Source organism: Streptomyces sp. NBC_00554, from assembly GCF_041431135.1.
Classification (GTDB): domain Bacteria; phylum Actinomycetota; class Actinomycetes; order Streptomycetales; family Streptomycetaceae; genus Streptomyces.
The window spans coordinates 37,422-50,717 of the sequence record NZ_CP107800.1 but is presented as its reverse complement, the minus strand read 5'-3'; the positions used below and the strand labels follow the sequence as shown (position 1 = coordinate 50,717).

The following is a 13,296-nucleotide window of genomic DNA, read 5'->3' as shown; positions in this document are numbered from 1 at the left end:
CCGAGGAGTGCCGTCATGGCGATGCCGACGACCCACGCACGGACAGCCGAGATCACCTCCCGGGCCTGGGCCGAGGCCCGCTCCATGGCGGGCGCCGGCCCGGACCACGGCCACCGCCCGCCCCGCGACTGCCTGGCCGCCGCCGCGCTGCGGGCGCACAGCAAGCTGGCGGCCGGACTCGGCCGCAGCATCCCGGTCACCGCGCTCGGCCCGACCGGCGGCGCGGTGCGCGGACTCGCCGCCTTCCTCGCGGTCTACGCCGACCAGGACCGTCACTGACGACGCAACGACCGACCGGGAACCCAGGGAGGCGAGCATGGTCACGCGGAGCACGGCCCCTGCGGCCGGACCGGGCCCGGGACCGGCCGCAGATCCCGGGCGGCGGCTGATCCGCGCCGTCATCCGCACCGCCCCCCTCATGGCCGGCGCCGGCCCGGCGCTGACACACCGCGCGCCGGTGCAGGAGGCCCTCGGCTGCGCAGACGCCGGCCGGCAGCGGATCGTGACCGCGTCCGCGCCGCCCGGGGGCGCCCTGCCACTGCGGTGCGGGCGGCTGCCCGGCCCGGCCGGCCGCAGGCGGACCTTCACCTTCCTCGTCGGGCCGGCCTCCTGCGCGGCGGTCTCCGGCCCGCCCGGGCCCACTCCTGGCCCCGCGGATCCACGGATCCGGTGGCCCCACCAGGGCCTCGGGCAGCGGGGCCGGTGCCGCCGCCGGACCCTCGACCTCCGCGGCAGCCGTGCTCGAACTTCCCTAGCAGGTACGGGACATGACCCTGCGCCGCCCCTACAGTGGGGCTGCAAGCCGCCCCGCCCGTCTCCTTCCCCCCGGAGGCGGGCGGGCGTGTCGGCACACGTCCCTCCCGCGGCCCCGGCACGTCGCCCCGGACACGGCGTAGGCCGGGCGGCCCGGTCCGGGCAGCCCCCGTCCGTGCGCGACGGCGCTCCGGCTGTGGCTGCCGGACGGGTGCCCCGGCCGGCAGCGCGGGCCGGGCGGTCGCCGCGGCGCACCCGGCGGGCCGGCCCCGCCGCCGGCCGGGAGAGGCGCGATGTCGCCGGCGGCCCGACGCCCGCTCGGATCCAAGGAGGGGCGCTTGCATGAGCCGGATCGAAGAGTTCGAGGAGGCGCGGCCCCTGCTGTTCTCGATCGCCCACCGGATGCTGGGCGGCGCGGGCCGGGCCGAGGACGCGGTGCACCAGGCCTGGCTGCACTACGAGGCCGCGCCCGAGGAGCCCGCGTCGGGCCGCGAGTTCCTCACGGCCGCGGTCACCCGGATCTGTGTCGACGTCCTGCGGGCGGCCCGCCCGCGGCGGGACGAGCCGCCCGGGCCGCTGCCCAGCGACCCGCAACAGGGCCCGCACCAGGGCCCGGAGCGGCCGGCGGAGCCGCCCGCGGCGGCGGTCCTGGCGCTGCTGGAGCGGCTGTCCCCGCTGGAGCGCGCGGTGTTCGTGCTGCGGGAGGTCTTCGGGTGCGGCCCCTCCCAGATCGCGTCCGCCGTGGGCTGCTCGGAAGAGGCCTGCCACCGGCTCACCGCCGCCGTGTCGAGGGCGGGCGACGGCGGCGGCACGGCACCGCCCTGGCCGCGGTGCATCGCCGGTGCGGACCATGTGGCCCGCATCTTCGCCGTGATCGTCCCGGCGCTGGTCCGCATCGGTGTCCGCATGGAGCCGCGGCAGGTGAACCACCGCCCGGGCGCGGTCTTCCGCGACCGCAACGGCACGGTTCTCAGCGCCCTGGCGCTCGACATCCTCGACGGGCGGATCCAGACGATCCGCTGGGTGAACGACCCGGACCTGTCCGCCGCCGACACCCCCGCACCGGCCTGACCCGACCAGCAACGCCCGGCCGGCCCTGCACGGCACCGGCCACCGGGAAGCCCCCGCTCCGCCCGTGCCGCGGCCGGAGGGGACCACAGAGAAGAAGGAGGAGCCGGCGTGACACGGACCGAGGAGTTCGAGGAGCTGCGGCCGCTGCTGTTCGCGATCGCCTACCGCATCCTGGGCAGCGTGAGCGAGGCCGAGGACGCCGTTCAGGAGACCTGGCTGCGCTGGTACGCCTCCTCGACGGTGCCCAGGTCGGCCAAGGCCTATCTGTCGACCACGGTGACCAGGATCTCGATGGACGTGCTGCGCTCGGCGCGCGTGCGGCGCGAGACCTACGTCGGGCCGTGGCTGCCCGAACCCCTGCTCACCGACTCCTACGAGGACCCGGCGCGCTCCGCGGAGCTCGCCGACTCGCTGTCCACGGCGGCTCTGCTGCTGCTGGAGCGGCTGTCCCCGCTGGAGCGGGCGGTGTTCGTGCTGCGGGAGGTGTTCACGTTCGGCTTCCCGGAGATCGCGGCCGCGGTGGGGCGCTCGGAGGCGGCGTGCCGCCAGCTCGCGGTGCGGGCACGCCGCCACATGGACGAGGGCCGGCCCCGGTTCGAGGCCGACCGCAAGGAGTGCGAGGCGCTCGCCGGGCGGTTCTTCGACGCCCTCAGGGAAGGCGACGTCGACGGCCTGCGCAGGCTGCTCGCCGCCGATGTGCAGTTGGTCGGGGACGGCGGCGGCAAGGCCCCGCAGCTGGCCAGGACCGTGGCCGGCGCCGACCACGTGGCCCGGCTGCTCGCCTCCCTGTTCTCCACGCTCACCCTGGTGGACGTGACCGTGGAGCCGCGGGAGGTCAACGGCCAGCCCGGCGCGATCCTGCGCGACCGGGACAGCAGGGTGCTCACCGCCTGGACGCTGGACATCCTCGACGGACAGATCCAGATGATCCGCTCGGTGACCAACCCCGACAAGCTCGGCCACCTGGGCCCGGTGGCGGACGCCTGGGCGGTCAACCGGGAAGCCGGCCGGGCCCGCCGGTCCGTGACCTGACCTGACCTGACCTGACCGACCAACCGACCCGACTGACTGATCGGGTGCCTGCCCGGATCCGGGCAGGACACGGCCCCCTAGGCGGCCCGCGCGGGCCGGCGGGCGACGGTGTCCTGCAGATGCCGGCGCCGCAGCTCGCCGCTCTCGGTGCGGGGCAGACCGCCCATGAGGACCAGCTCGGCGGGCAGATGCGCGGGCGCGACCCCCCGTCCGGCCAGATGGCCCCGCAGGTCCAGGAGCGTGGGCGGGGCCCCGTCGGGGACCACGACGGCACAGGCCAGTTCACCGTGCTGGGGATCGGCGCGGGCGACGACCGCGGCCTCGGCCACCCGGGGATGCCCGATGAGCAGCGCCTCGATCTCGGTGACCGGCACCAGGAACATCCCGCCGACCTCCTCGGTGCGCAGCCGCGGATGCCCCGCCTCGTCCAGGTCCACCACCTCGCCGGCGCCGCAGGCGCCGTCCCCCTGCCAGGTCAGGCCGACACCGCCGGCGCGCCGCCACACCGCGAGCGGCGAGGCGGGCCCGCGCGGCCACAGCCGGTAGGGGCCGTCCCCGCCCGAGCCGCGCTCCCGCCCGGTGTGGGCGGCGGGCCGCGGCAGGGACCGCAGCTCCGTCCCCAGGGCCGCGCGGACCCGCCGGCCGAGCGCGGCGGAGGTGGCGGCCGGATCGGAGGTGAAGGCTCCGCTCAGCTCGAGCGCCTCGCGCGGCCGGCGTTCCCGCGCGGCGACGAGATCCGCCCACTGCGCGGGGGTCGCGTACACCTGGCGCACTCCGGCCGCGGCCACCAGGCCGAGGGCGGTCTCCGCGTCCCACACGTCCTGGAGCACGGCCGTACCCCCGCGCGTGAGCGGGCCGATCACCGCGTGCAGCAGCGACGGCAGCGAGGCCAGCGGCAGCGCGGAGAAGGCGGCCCCGGCCGGCTCCCGGTCCCGGGGCAGGCCCGCATGCAGCGAGTTGGGCGTGTACAGGGCCATGCTGTGCGCGTCCCGCAGACCGAGCGAGGTGACCGCCAGAGCGACCCGGTCGGCGGAGTGCGGCGGCAGCCGCAGCCACCCGGCGGACCGGTACCGCTCGTGCGGGGTGTGGACGAAGTGTCGGACGAAATCGACGGCACCCGCGTCCACCGCGTCGCCGAGCACGGCCCGGTGGCGCAGCCACGGCAGCCGGGGCGCGAGAGCGGCGAGGATCCGGGCCGGCGCGGTGCCCTCCCACAGATCCGGTACGACGCACAGCCGGGGCTGCGCCGCACCCAGGACCGCCTCCAGGTCGCGGGCACCGTACCCGGTCATGACGGGGACGGCGACGGCCCCGGTGCGCAGGCACGCCAGCAGCAGCGCCACCGCCTCCCAGCGGTTGGGCAGCTGGAAGGCGACCGGGTCACCGGGGCGCACCCCGAGCGCGTCAAGGGCGTGCGCGAAACGGCCGGTGCAGGCGGCGAGCTGACCGTAGGAGATGCGGATCACGCGGCTCGCGGCGGGCAGGTGCGCCCGGTGGGACACGATCGCGGTGCGGTGCGGATGCCGTGCCGCGCCGCGGTACACGTCGTGCAGCACGGTCCCGGTCCGCCACCAGCCCCGTTCCGTGAAGTCCCGCGCGACCTCGGCCGGCGGGCGCAGCTGCCCCAGGAGGCCGGTGAGCGGGGCGTCGCCGTCGGGCGGCGCCTGCGGGGATGCGCGCAGCGGCGCCGCCATCACCGGCTCCTGCCCACGGCCCAGGCGACCTGGACCCGGGAGGCGCAGCCCAGCTTCCGCATCACGTGGCGGACATGGTTGACCACCGTCCACTCGGCGATGTCCAGCTGCTGCGCGATCTGCCGGTTCGTCATGCCGTCGGCCACCAGCAGGGCCACCTGCAGCTGGCGCGGGGTGAGCGCGACACCGTCCCCGCGCTCCTCGGCCCGGCCCGGCTCGGCCGCGGCGAGCGCCTCGGCGGCCATCGCCTCCGGACGCAGCCTGAGGCCCTCCACCCACGCGGTGGCGAACACCGTCCCGCCCAGCCGGCGGCGCAGTTCCTCGACGGCGGCCCGCAGCCGGTCCGCACGCTCACGCTCGACGCCCACCCCGGTACGGGACCGCAGCGCACCGGCCGCGGCGAGCAGCCGGACGGCGCGCTGGTGCTGGCCCGCCTGCTGAAGGATCAGCAGGGCGAACATCTCCAGGACGGCGGGCAGTTCGGTGTGCTCGCCGACCGACTCGTACAGCCGGATGCTCTCCCGCAGCGCCGACCGGGCGCCGCTGTCGTCCCCCTCGTCACTGCACAGCCGGGCGCCGATGTGGACGGTGCGGGCCAGGTCGCGGACGGCGCCGTTCTGCCGCTGGATGCGGCCGACCCGTTCCAGGAGGGCACGCGCCTGCTTCGTCTCGCCGCCCGCGAGCAGCACCTCGGCGAGCGCGGCGGCGGCCTCGGCGGACCCGGCGGTGTCCCCCTGGGCGTCGAGGACGACCAGAGAGGCGGACAGCAGGGACTGGCCCTCGGGCCGCTCACCGCACCGGAACAGTGCGTGTCCCATGCGGGCGGAGGGCAGCGCACCGGCCTGCGGGTCACGCAGCCGCTTGTACAGGGCGACGGCCCGGCGGTGCCGGTGGACCGCCCCGTCGTGGTCGCCGAGGGCCGCGGCGAGCACGCCGGCGCCGCAGTACAGGCGGGCCCGCGTCCGCAGCCACTCCTCGTCCTCGGCCCACTCGCCCCACCCGTCCCCCTGCAGGGCCTGCCCGGTGGAGTCGAACCAGCGCAGTCCCTCCTTCAGTTCGCCGCGCACCAGCCAGGGCTGCAGGCAGGCGGTGACCAGCGCCGCCCGCTCGAGCAGGGCCGCCACCCGGTCGGGGCGCACCGGCCCGCCCCGGCCGGCGCCCCGGCCGCGGCCCCTGCCCCCTTCCTCGACGCCCTCGGCCCTCTCGATGCCCTTCTCGTTTCCTTCCGGCGTGCCGTCCTCGTCCTCGAGGTGGCGCAGCGCGGCGAGCACGTTGTCGTGCTCGGCGACCGCGACCCGCAGCCAGCGCTGCTGTTCCGAGCCCTGGAAACGGCCCTCCAGCGCGGGCAGCAGCCGCAGGTAGTACCGGGCGTGTGCCTGCCGGGCCGCCCGGGCCCGCTCCTCGCCCGCCTCCTCGAGCAGGGCGAGGCCGTAGGCGCGGACGGTGCGCGGCATCGTGAGCCGGCTCTCGGCGCGCGGATGCTCCTCGAGGGCGAGCAGGCCGCGGTCGAGCATGGTCTCCAGGGCGGCGGCGGTCCGTGCCGCCGTCAGCGGCGACACCTTCTCGGCGGTGGCGAGGGTGACACCTCCCTGGAACAGGGCGAGCCGGGCGAGCAGTGCGTGTTGCCCCTCGTTCAGTCCGCGGCAGCTCCACTCGGCGATCGCGAGGACGGAACGCTGGCGCGCGGGCACGTCGACGGGCCCCGGGAGATGGCTGTCGCCGCCGCGCCGCAGCCAGGTGAGCAGTTCCTGCGGCGGATACAGGCGCAGCCGGCGCGCGGCGAGTTCCAGGACCAGCGGGACGCCCTCGAGCAGGTTGCAGATGTCGGTGACCGCCCCGACGTTCTCGGGCGTGAGCGCGAAAGCGGGGTTGGCCTGCAGGGCGCAGCGGACGAAGAGCTGGACGGCCGGATTGTCCTGGACGTCGGCGACATCGGGTTCGAGCAGCGGTCCGGGGGGCGGCAGCGGCAGTACGGGGACGGCGCACTCGCCGTAGATCCGCAGGATCTCCTGCCCGGTGGCGAGGACGGTGAGCAGGGGCGTGTCGGTGAGATGGCGGGCGAGCACCACCGCGAGCTCGCCCGCGACGTGCTCGACCCCGTCGAGCAGGAGCAGGGTGCGTTCCGTCACGTCCCGTACGGTCTTGCCGATGCTCTCCAGGACCGACTCCAGGTCCAGGCAGGCCGGCAGGTCCAGGGTGTGGATGCCGCCCGGGAACAGTTCGGCGGCACCGGCCGCGGCGTCGGCCGCCAGCCGGCTCTTGCCCACCCCTCCGGGGCCGGTCAGGGTGATCAGGCGGACGGAAGGATCCTGGAGCCTGCCCTGGACGCCGATCAGATCGAGCTCCCGGCCCACCAGGTCGGCCGTCGGTCGGTACGTCCACAGATCCGTTGACATACGCCCCCTCCATGGCCTCACCCGGCGCCGTCGTGCGCCGGCCCCGGAACACCCCGCGATGTGCGCCCGGACGGTGCGGACCGCTCCCCACGGTGGTCGTGCCGGGTCGCAGTCCGAGAATCGCCGGACCCCCTCGAACACTGCTCGAGACCTTGCTGAGGCGACGTCGGCACCGCCTGGAGCGCTCCCCTCGACCGGTACCGGATGCCGTCGACGACGTAGCACTCACTCCCAGCCCATTGCAACGGACCTGGCGACTGACGTTGCATTAAGCCCCAGCATCATTGCAACAATTTCACAGCCTTCACCTGCATTGATTGCGCTCATGCGCAACGACTGTGTTGCCCAATCCATGAACGCAACGTAGCTTTTCGTTCATCAGAAACGACGAGTCGCAGGAGAGCATGATGCAGAAGTTCGACACCCCCGCCCCCGTCTCCGCCGTCCTGGACATCCCCGCGGGGCGCGTCCAGTTCATCGCCGCCGACCGGGCCGACACCACGGTCGAGGTGCTGCCCACGGACGCCTCCAAGGGCCGTGATGTGAAGGCGGCGGAGCAGATCACGGTCGCCTACGCCGACGGGATCCTGCGGATCGGGGCACCGGCGGCGAAGAACCAGCTCTTCGGCGCCTCCGGATCGGTCGAGGTGACTGTCCAGCTGCCCGCCGGCTCCCGTGTCGAGGGGAAGGCCGCCGCCGCCGAGCTGCGGGGCGTCGGGCGCCTGGGTGATGTCGTCTTCGAGGGCGCGTACCGCCGGATCAAGATCGACGAGGCGGCGAGCCTGCGGCTCACCGCGACCGACGGTGATGTCGAGGTCGGCCGGCTGGGCGGCCCCGGGGAGATCAGCACCGCGCGGGGCGATATCCGGATCGCCGAGGCCGTGCGCGGCACGGTCGTGCTCCGCACCCAGTCCGGTGACATCTCGGTCGCGGCCGCCGCCGGAGTGTCCGCAGCCCTGGACGCCGGCACCGACTACGGCCGCGTCAGCAACGCGCTCAAGAACGACGGCACCGCCGGACTCGACATCCGCGCCACCACCTCCCGCGGCGACATCACCGCCCGCAGCCTGTGAAAGGAACACCACCAGCACCAACCCGGCCGACGGGCTGAGGCAGAGTCATGCCTTGGGCCCTAGGCCCGGACGCGGGGGCGGAGCACGCCGCTCCGGTAGGCGATGGCGACGAGCTGGGTGCGGCTGCGGACACCCAGCTTGACCATGGCGCGCCGGACATGGGTCTTCGCCGTGGTCTCGGCGACGACGAGACGGTCGGCGATCTCCTGGTTCGACAGGCCGGTACCCACCAGGGACAGCACCTGGCGTTCACGTTCGGTGAGGCTGTCCAGGAGGGGCACGTCGGGGATGCCGGGGCTGCGCAGACACGCGTCGATCAGGGGCCGGGTCAGGCGCGGGGAGACCAGGGCCCCGCCGCCGGCGACCAGCCGCAGCGCGCGCGGCAGTTCGCCGGTGTCGGTGTCCTGGCACAGCAGGCCGCGCGCCCCCGCCCCGAGCGCCTCCAGAGCGAGCTCCGGCAGGGCGCTGTCGGCGAGGACAACGGTGCGGATGCCGGTCCGGGCGGCGAGCCGGCGCGTCAGTTCCACGCCACTCACGCCCGGCAGCCGCAGGTCCGTCAGCAGCACGTCGGGCAGCAGCCGTTCGGCCATGGCATGGGCCCGGGCGCCGTCGCCGTACGCGCCCACGACCTCGAGGTCGGGCTCCGCACCGAGCAGGGCGGCGAGAGCGGCCCGGGTCGGCGGGTGGTGGTGGGCCAGGAGGACCTCGATGGCCATGCTGGGGCTCCAGGGGTACGGCGCTGGGGGAGGCGCGTGGGGACAACTACCGGCTGTGGGCGCCGCGCCGGGGGTACGGCGCTCCTGCGCAACCGCGCTTCCGTGCCTGTGTGCACCGTGCCTTCGCGCATCCGGCGCACCCCGCGGATCGCCTGCCGGCGGATCGGCGAGGCTGCCGCGCCCCGCGCACCCGCCGCCGCGGTGGGGGAGCGGGACGCCTGAGCGGGCTTCGACCGGTTGCGGCCGGGGGAGCAGGGCCCGGGCATCTGCCTCGACCGGTGCCCGCGGGTGCGCGCGGGCGCGGGCGGGTCGGGCCGGGGCCGTCGTCAGTCGGGTGCCAGGGGGAGTACGGCGGTGGCGGTGAGGCCGCCCGAAGCGGCCCGGGCCAGGCCGAGGCGGCCGCCGGAGGCGTGGAGCAGGGACGCGGCGATCGACAGGCCGAGTCCGCTGCCCCGGTGGCCGGCCGCCGACGCCCCGCGCCAGAAGGGGCGCTGGGCGTGGGCGAGTTCCTCGTCCGTCATGCCGGGTCCTTCGTCCGTGACGCCGACGTGGACGTGCTGCCCGGTGACGTGCACGGTGCAGGTGACGGTGGAGCCGGGCGGGCCCGCCTTGACCGCGTTGTCGAGCAGGACGTCCAGGGCGTGTTCCAGCGCGCCGTGCACCTGCAGGGCCGTCGCGGCGGTGCCGGTGAGGTCGAGACGGACGCCCTGGACCTCGGCGGTCACGCTCCAGGCGTCGACCCGGGCGGCGGCGGCGTCGAGGACCTCGACGGATCGGGGCGCGGGCCGGGTCCGCCCGGCGGCGCCCCAGTCGAGGATCTGGTCCAGCAGCGCGAACAGGCGGTCCACTTCCCCCAGCACGCCCGGGAGTTCGGCGATGTGGGGCCGGTCCTCCTGCAGCATCTGCAGACGCAGCCGGATCGAGGACAGCGGTCCGCGCAGCTGGTGGGCGGCGGCGGCCGCCAGACCGTACGGGCCGCCGGCCGCCGGGTCGCAGGGGCCGCCGCCCGTGTCGTACCGGAGGCCGCCCGCGTCGCAGGGGAGGCCGCCCGCGTCGCCGGGAGGAGCCGTGTCGTACGGGCGGGCCCTCACCGCTCGGACCCGGCGCCCAGGACCGCGGGCACGGTCAGGCGGTACCCCACGCCGCGTACCGTTTCGATCCACCGCGTGCTGCCGAGTTTCGTGCGCAGGGACCCGACATGGACGTCGAGCGTGCGGGTGGAGCCGAACCAGTTCTCGTCCCACACCCGGGCCATGATGTCCTCGCGCTGCATGACGGCACCGGGCTCCTCCAGGAGCATGGCGAGCAGGTCGAACTCCTTGCGGGTGACGCGGATCTCCTCGTCGTCGAGGAACACCCTGCGGGTCCGCGAGTCGAGCCGCAGCGGGCCCGCGCGCAGCCGGTTCTCCTGGGCCGCGGACACCTCCTGGGCCGGCTCCGGCGGGGTGCGGCGCGGGCGCGGCACCTGCACGGGGGCCGGCGCGGAGTCGGCGCCCGCGCCCTCCTGGGCGCGTCCGCAGCAGCAGGTGGAGCGCCGCAGCACCGCCTCGATCCGGGCGAGCAGTTCATGGTGGTTGAAGGGCTTGGGCACGAAGTCGTCGGCCCCCGCGTACAGGGCCGTCACCCGGTCCAGTTCGTGATCGCTGCCGCTGAGCACGACGATGGGCACGCAGGAGTTCTCCCGGATCCGCCGGCACACCTCGTGGCCGGCCAGGTCGGGCAGGCTCAGGTCGAGCAGCACGAGGGACGTACCGGGCAGGTCCGCGAGGGCCGCGGTGCCGGTGCCGCTGTGGCGGGTGTCGTAGCCGTGCAGGCCGAGCATCTGCTGCAGTGCCTCGGCCATTCCGTCATCGTCCTCGACGACCAGTACGTCCATCACGCTCACGCTCCTCTCAGGGAATCCGTACACATGACCGGTTCCTGCGAGGTTGCGGAGCGGGCGCGGCGGACGTCAACGTTCCGCCGGGCGGGGGCCCAAACCGTGGGCGCGGCCGGATGTTTCGTGACTGAGCCCTGCCATGGCGGCCGGCGTCGGCGGTCTTCCTGTCAGCGGCGGTGTGTCCCCGGGCCCGGGCCTTGTCATACGACTGGGAAGATCACCGCCGCGTGCCAGGTCAGGCGGCTCGCGGCGCGGGGGCGCATCCCGCGCCGCGGCCGCTGCCCAGCGCGTCGGCGAGCGCCCCGAGGCGGTCGGTGTCGCCGGGCCGGCAGACGGCGACCGAGGCGCCGTGGCGGGAGCCGGCCGCGGCCAGCCGGGCCCGGGTCGCGGCGATCGAGTGGAGCGCGCGGGCGACGGCGGCGGGCACCGAGGCGCCGGCGGGGGCCTGGTAGGGGGCGGCGTCGGTGACGAGCGCGAAGAAGTCCAGGGGCAGCGCGGCGGTGGCGCGGTCCAGGTGGGCGGCGCCGCTGACGGCGTCGGCGAGTGTCTCCCGCGCCACCGCGGTGGACTGCCGGGCCAGCGGGCGCAGTTCGCCGCCGCTGGGGCAGTGCAGCACCCCGTCCAGGCCGCCGAAGGCGTGCCGGGCGGCCTGCACGGCGCCGCGGGCGTCCGCGTACTGGCAGGGACGGCCGGGCACCCGCAGCAGACGGTCGTCGTCCTGTTCGGGCCCGGCCCCGGGGCTGGCCCCGAACAGGACGACGCGGGCGCCGAGTTCCGCCACCAGGCGCAGGGCGAGCCGCTCTCCCAGCCCGCCGCCGACCAGGTACCGGCCGCCCGGGCGCAGCCCGTACAGCGCGGCCGTGCCGCGGGGGTGGCGGTGTGCGCGCAGTACGCGGATCTCGCGTCCGGCGGTGGTGTGGCGGACCTCGGCCAGGCCCGGGCGGGGCAGGGCGAGTTCGACGCACGCGACGTGGAAGGGATCCCGGGCCCAGGCGGGCAGGATCTCCACCCGCACCGAGACCGCGTGCAGCCGGCCGTCCTCGGCGCCGGCGACCTGCGCCACCGCGCCCAGGGCGGCGGCCAGTTCGGGCCGGGCCCGTCCGGTGGCGAGGAACGCGAGGTGCAGCGGGTCGGGGCTGGTCGAGCAGCAGGCCGCGCGCAGCACGGGCAGGACCAGGTCGGCGGCGCGTTCGGCGCTGGTGGTGGCGGGCAGGTCGAAGACGATGCCGCGCGGACCGCGCCCCGCCTCCCGCAGACCGCCCAGGTACGTCGACCAGGACAGGGCGCTGCCCGTGACGTCGCGGCCGACCCGGACCGTGCGCACCGTGCCGGGCACCCAGGCGCGGCCGGTGTCCCGGCCGTCGACCACGAGCAGCATCCCCTCCGCGGGGAAGGCCGGGGGACTCAGCCGGTGGACGGCCGCCGGCACCCACACGGGGGAGTGCCAGGACGCCCCGGAACCGCGGGCGGACTCCGGCGCCCGCTGCCGGGGCGGCCGGTCCACCGCTGCGGTGTTCGTGTCCATGGCGTCACCCCGTCGTCGTGGCCGGTGGATGCGGCGTACCCGGGCACCCCGCGTACCCGGCGTATGTGGTGTGTGCGGTGATCAGGATCGGATGCTGCTGTCAGCATCGGCGGTGCCACGACAACGAGACGGCACGGCTGTGCCAGGTGCGCCGCACCGCAACGCCAACTTTCGGCAAGCCCGCACGGCCGGGCCACCCGCACGGCTGCCCAACCCCGTGCCCGGCGTTGTACATCTCCTGCACTTGCTCTGACCGGGAGTTGGCACGCCATTTCCTACGGTGGCCGAATCCGTACGAGTCTTGAATGCCGGCCGTTCTGGAGGTGAGTCATGCGTCAGGCGTCAGCCGACCTGCTCAATCCCCTCTCGCCACTGCGCCGCGAGATGCTCGAGGCCGAGGTCCGCGCCGCTCCGACGCCGCACACCGCTTGGCGTGTCCTGATCGTCGACGCCCGCGCCGAGGACTCCCAGCCGCTGGCCGAGGCGCTGCGCCGGCACGGCCACCACGTCGACCGTGCGCGCAACGGCTATGCCGCGCTGGAGACCTACGGGGAGGCCGACGTCGACATCGTGCTCCTCGACATCGACCTGCCGGACGTCGACGGCCTCCAGGTGTGCCGGCAGCTCACCGCCTCCGGCCGCACCGCGGTCATCGCGCTCACCGCCCGCGGCGGCGAACTGGACGTCGTGCTCGGCCTGCAGGCCGGTGCCGACGACTACCTGGTCAAGCCCTGCGGGCTGAGGGAGCTGCTGGCCCGCATCGAGGCCGTGATGCGCCGCGTGCAGCCCCGCACGACCCGTCAGGTCCTGGCGATCGGGGCGCTGCGCATCGACGCGGCGCTGCGCGAGGTCCGCCTGGGCGGCCGCACCATCGCCGTGACCCGCAAGGAGTTCGACCTGCTGTTCCTGCTGGCCTCCCGGCCCGAGACGGTCGTCACCCGGGAGCAGCTCATGCGGGAGGTGTGGGCGGACTCCTGGTCCCGGCGCACCGTGGACACGCATGTGAGCAGCCTGCGCACCAAGCTGGGATCCCGCGACTGGATCATCACGGTGCACGGGGTCGGCTTCCGCATCGGGCGCGCCTGAGACCCCCTTTCCCTGCATTCTCCACCTCGATTTCACACACCCACCGCCCATACCGGAGAACGTGCGTCTAC

The 13,296-nt window shown here is 75.5% G+C and carries 11 protein-coding genes; 5 read left to right on the top strand and 6 right to left on the bottom strand.

The window, feature by feature from the left end; translation table 11 throughout:
• The first annotated feature begins 15 nt into the window (after positions 1-15).
• From OG266_RS44660 to OG266_RS44650, 3 genes are all read left to right on the top strand, one after another.
• Positions 16-279, top strand: coding sequence for a hypothetical protein (locus OG266_RS44660; protein WP_371553342.1), 264 nt, complete (start codon positions 16-18; stop codon positions 277-279).
• A gap of 816 nt (positions 280-1,095) precedes the next feature.
• The gene (locus OG266_RS44655; protein ID WP_371553340.1) at positions 1,096-1,824 is read left to right on the top strand and encodes a sigma factor-like helix-turn-helix DNA-binding protein; all 729 of its coding nucleotides are present in this window, start codon (positions 1,096-1,098) and stop codon (positions 1,822-1,824) included.
• Positions 1,825-1,932: 108 nt separating this feature from the next.
• Positions 1,933-2,856 (top strand): RNA polymerase sigma-70 factor, encoded by a 924-nt coding sequence (locus OG266_RS44650; protein WP_332880884.1) that lies wholly within the window; start codon positions 1,933-1,935, stop codon positions 2,854-2,856.
• 77 nt (positions 2,857-2,933) lie between these two features.
• Here the strand turns inward: OG266_RS44650 and OG266_RS44645 are convergent, their stop codons facing one another.
• Together OG266_RS44645 and OG266_RS44640 are read right to left on the bottom strand one after the other, a co-directional pair.
• Positions 2,934-4,550, bottom strand: coding sequence for an AMP-binding protein (locus OG266_RS44645; protein WP_371553337.1), 1,617 nt, complete (start codon positions 4,548-4,550; stop codon positions 2,934-2,936).
• Complete coding sequence (locus OG266_RS44640) at positions 4,550-6,946, bottom strand: LuxR C-terminal-related transcriptional regulator (protein ID WP_371553336.1); 2,397 nt, start codon at positions 6,944-6,946, stop codon at positions 4,550-4,552. The genes OG266_RS44645 and OG266_RS44640 overlap by 1 nt, the downstream gene beginning before the upstream one ends.
• Positions 6,947-7,353: 407 nt before the next feature.
• Between OG266_RS44640 and OG266_RS44635 the strand changes: the two genes are divergently transcribed.
• Complete coding sequence (locus OG266_RS44635) at positions 7,354-8,019, top strand: DUF4097 family beta strand repeat-containing protein (protein WP_371553392.1); 666 nt, start codon at positions 7,354-7,356, stop codon at positions 8,017-8,019.
• A gap of 59 nt (positions 8,020-8,078) precedes the next feature.
• Here the strand turns inward: OG266_RS44635 and OG266_RS44630 are convergent, their stop codons facing one another.
• The 4 genes from OG266_RS44630 to OG266_RS44615 form a co-directional block, all read right to left on the bottom strand.
• Positions 8,079-8,735 carry a LuxR C-terminal-related transcriptional regulator gene (locus tag OG266_RS44630; protein ID WP_371553334.1) on the bottom strand — a complete coding sequence of 219 codons (657 nt, stop codon included), beginning with the start codon at positions 8,733-8,735 and terminating at the stop codon, positions 8,079-8,081.
• Positions 8,736-9,061: 326 nt separating this feature from the next.
• Positions 9,062-9,826 (bottom strand): sensor histidine kinase, encoded by a 765-nt coding sequence (locus OG266_RS44625; protein ID WP_371553332.1) that lies wholly within the window; start codon positions 9,824-9,826, stop codon positions 9,062-9,064.
• Positions 9,823-10,611, bottom strand: a complete 789-nt coding sequence (locus tag OG266_RS44620) for a response regulator transcription factor (protein ID WP_371553390.1) — start codon at positions 10,609-10,611, stop codon at positions 9,823-9,825. The genes OG266_RS44625 and OG266_RS44620 overlap by 4 nt, the downstream gene beginning before the upstream one ends.
• A 238-nt stretch (positions 10,612-10,849) precedes the next feature.
• Entirely contained in the window at positions 10,850-12,139 is a 1,290-nt protein-coding gene (locus OG266_RS44615; protein ID WP_371553330.1) for a KR domain-containing protein, read from the bottom strand.
• A gap of 330 nt (positions 12,140-12,469) precedes the next feature.
• On the opposite strand from OG266_RS44615, the gene OG266_RS44610 reads away from it, so the two are divergent.
• Positions 12,470-13,225: a response regulator transcription factor gene (locus OG266_RS44610; protein ID WP_326718128.1), complete on the top strand. Its 756-nt coding sequence runs from the start codon at positions 12,470-12,472 to the stop codon at positions 13,223-13,225.
• Positions 13,226-13,296: the final 71 nt, after the last annotated feature.

Bases quoted from the DNA above. Each gene is read 5' to 3' on its own strand.
- OG266_RS44610 (WP_326718128.1), top strand. From the start codon at position 12,470: ATGCGTCAGGCGTCAGCCGACCTGCTCAATCCCCTCTCGCCACTGCGC.
- OG266_RS44635 (WP_371553392.1), top strand. From the start codon at position 7,354: ATGCAGAAGTTCGACACCCCCGCCCCCGTCTCCGCCGTCCTGGACATC.
- OG266_RS44645 (WP_371553337.1), bottom strand. From the start codon at position 4,550: ATGGCGGCGCCGCTGCGCGCATCCCCGCAGGCGCCGCCCGACGGCGAC.
- OG266_RS44620 (WP_371553390.1), bottom strand. From the start codon at position 10,611: ATGGACGTACTGGTCGTCGAGGACGATGACGGAATGGCCGAGGCACTG.
- OG266_RS44655 (WP_371553340.1), top strand. From the start codon at position 1,096: ATGAGCCGGATCGAAGAGTTCGAGGAGGCGCGGCCCCTGCTGTTCTCG.
- OG266_RS44660 (WP_371553342.1), top strand. From the start codon at position 16: ATGGCGATGCCGACGACCCACGCACGGACAGCCGAGATCACCTCCCGG.
- OG266_RS44630 (WP_371553334.1), bottom strand. From the start codon at position 8,735: ATGGCCATCGAGGTCCTCCTGGCCCACCACCACCCGCCGACCCGGGCC.
- OG266_RS44615 (WP_371553330.1), bottom strand. From the start codon at position 12,139: ATGGACACGAACACCGCAGCGGTGGACCGGCCGCCCCGGCAGCGGGCG.
- OG266_RS44640 (WP_371553336.1), bottom strand. From the start codon at position 6,946: ATGTCAACGGATCTGTGGACGTACCGACCGACGGCCGACCTGGTGGGC.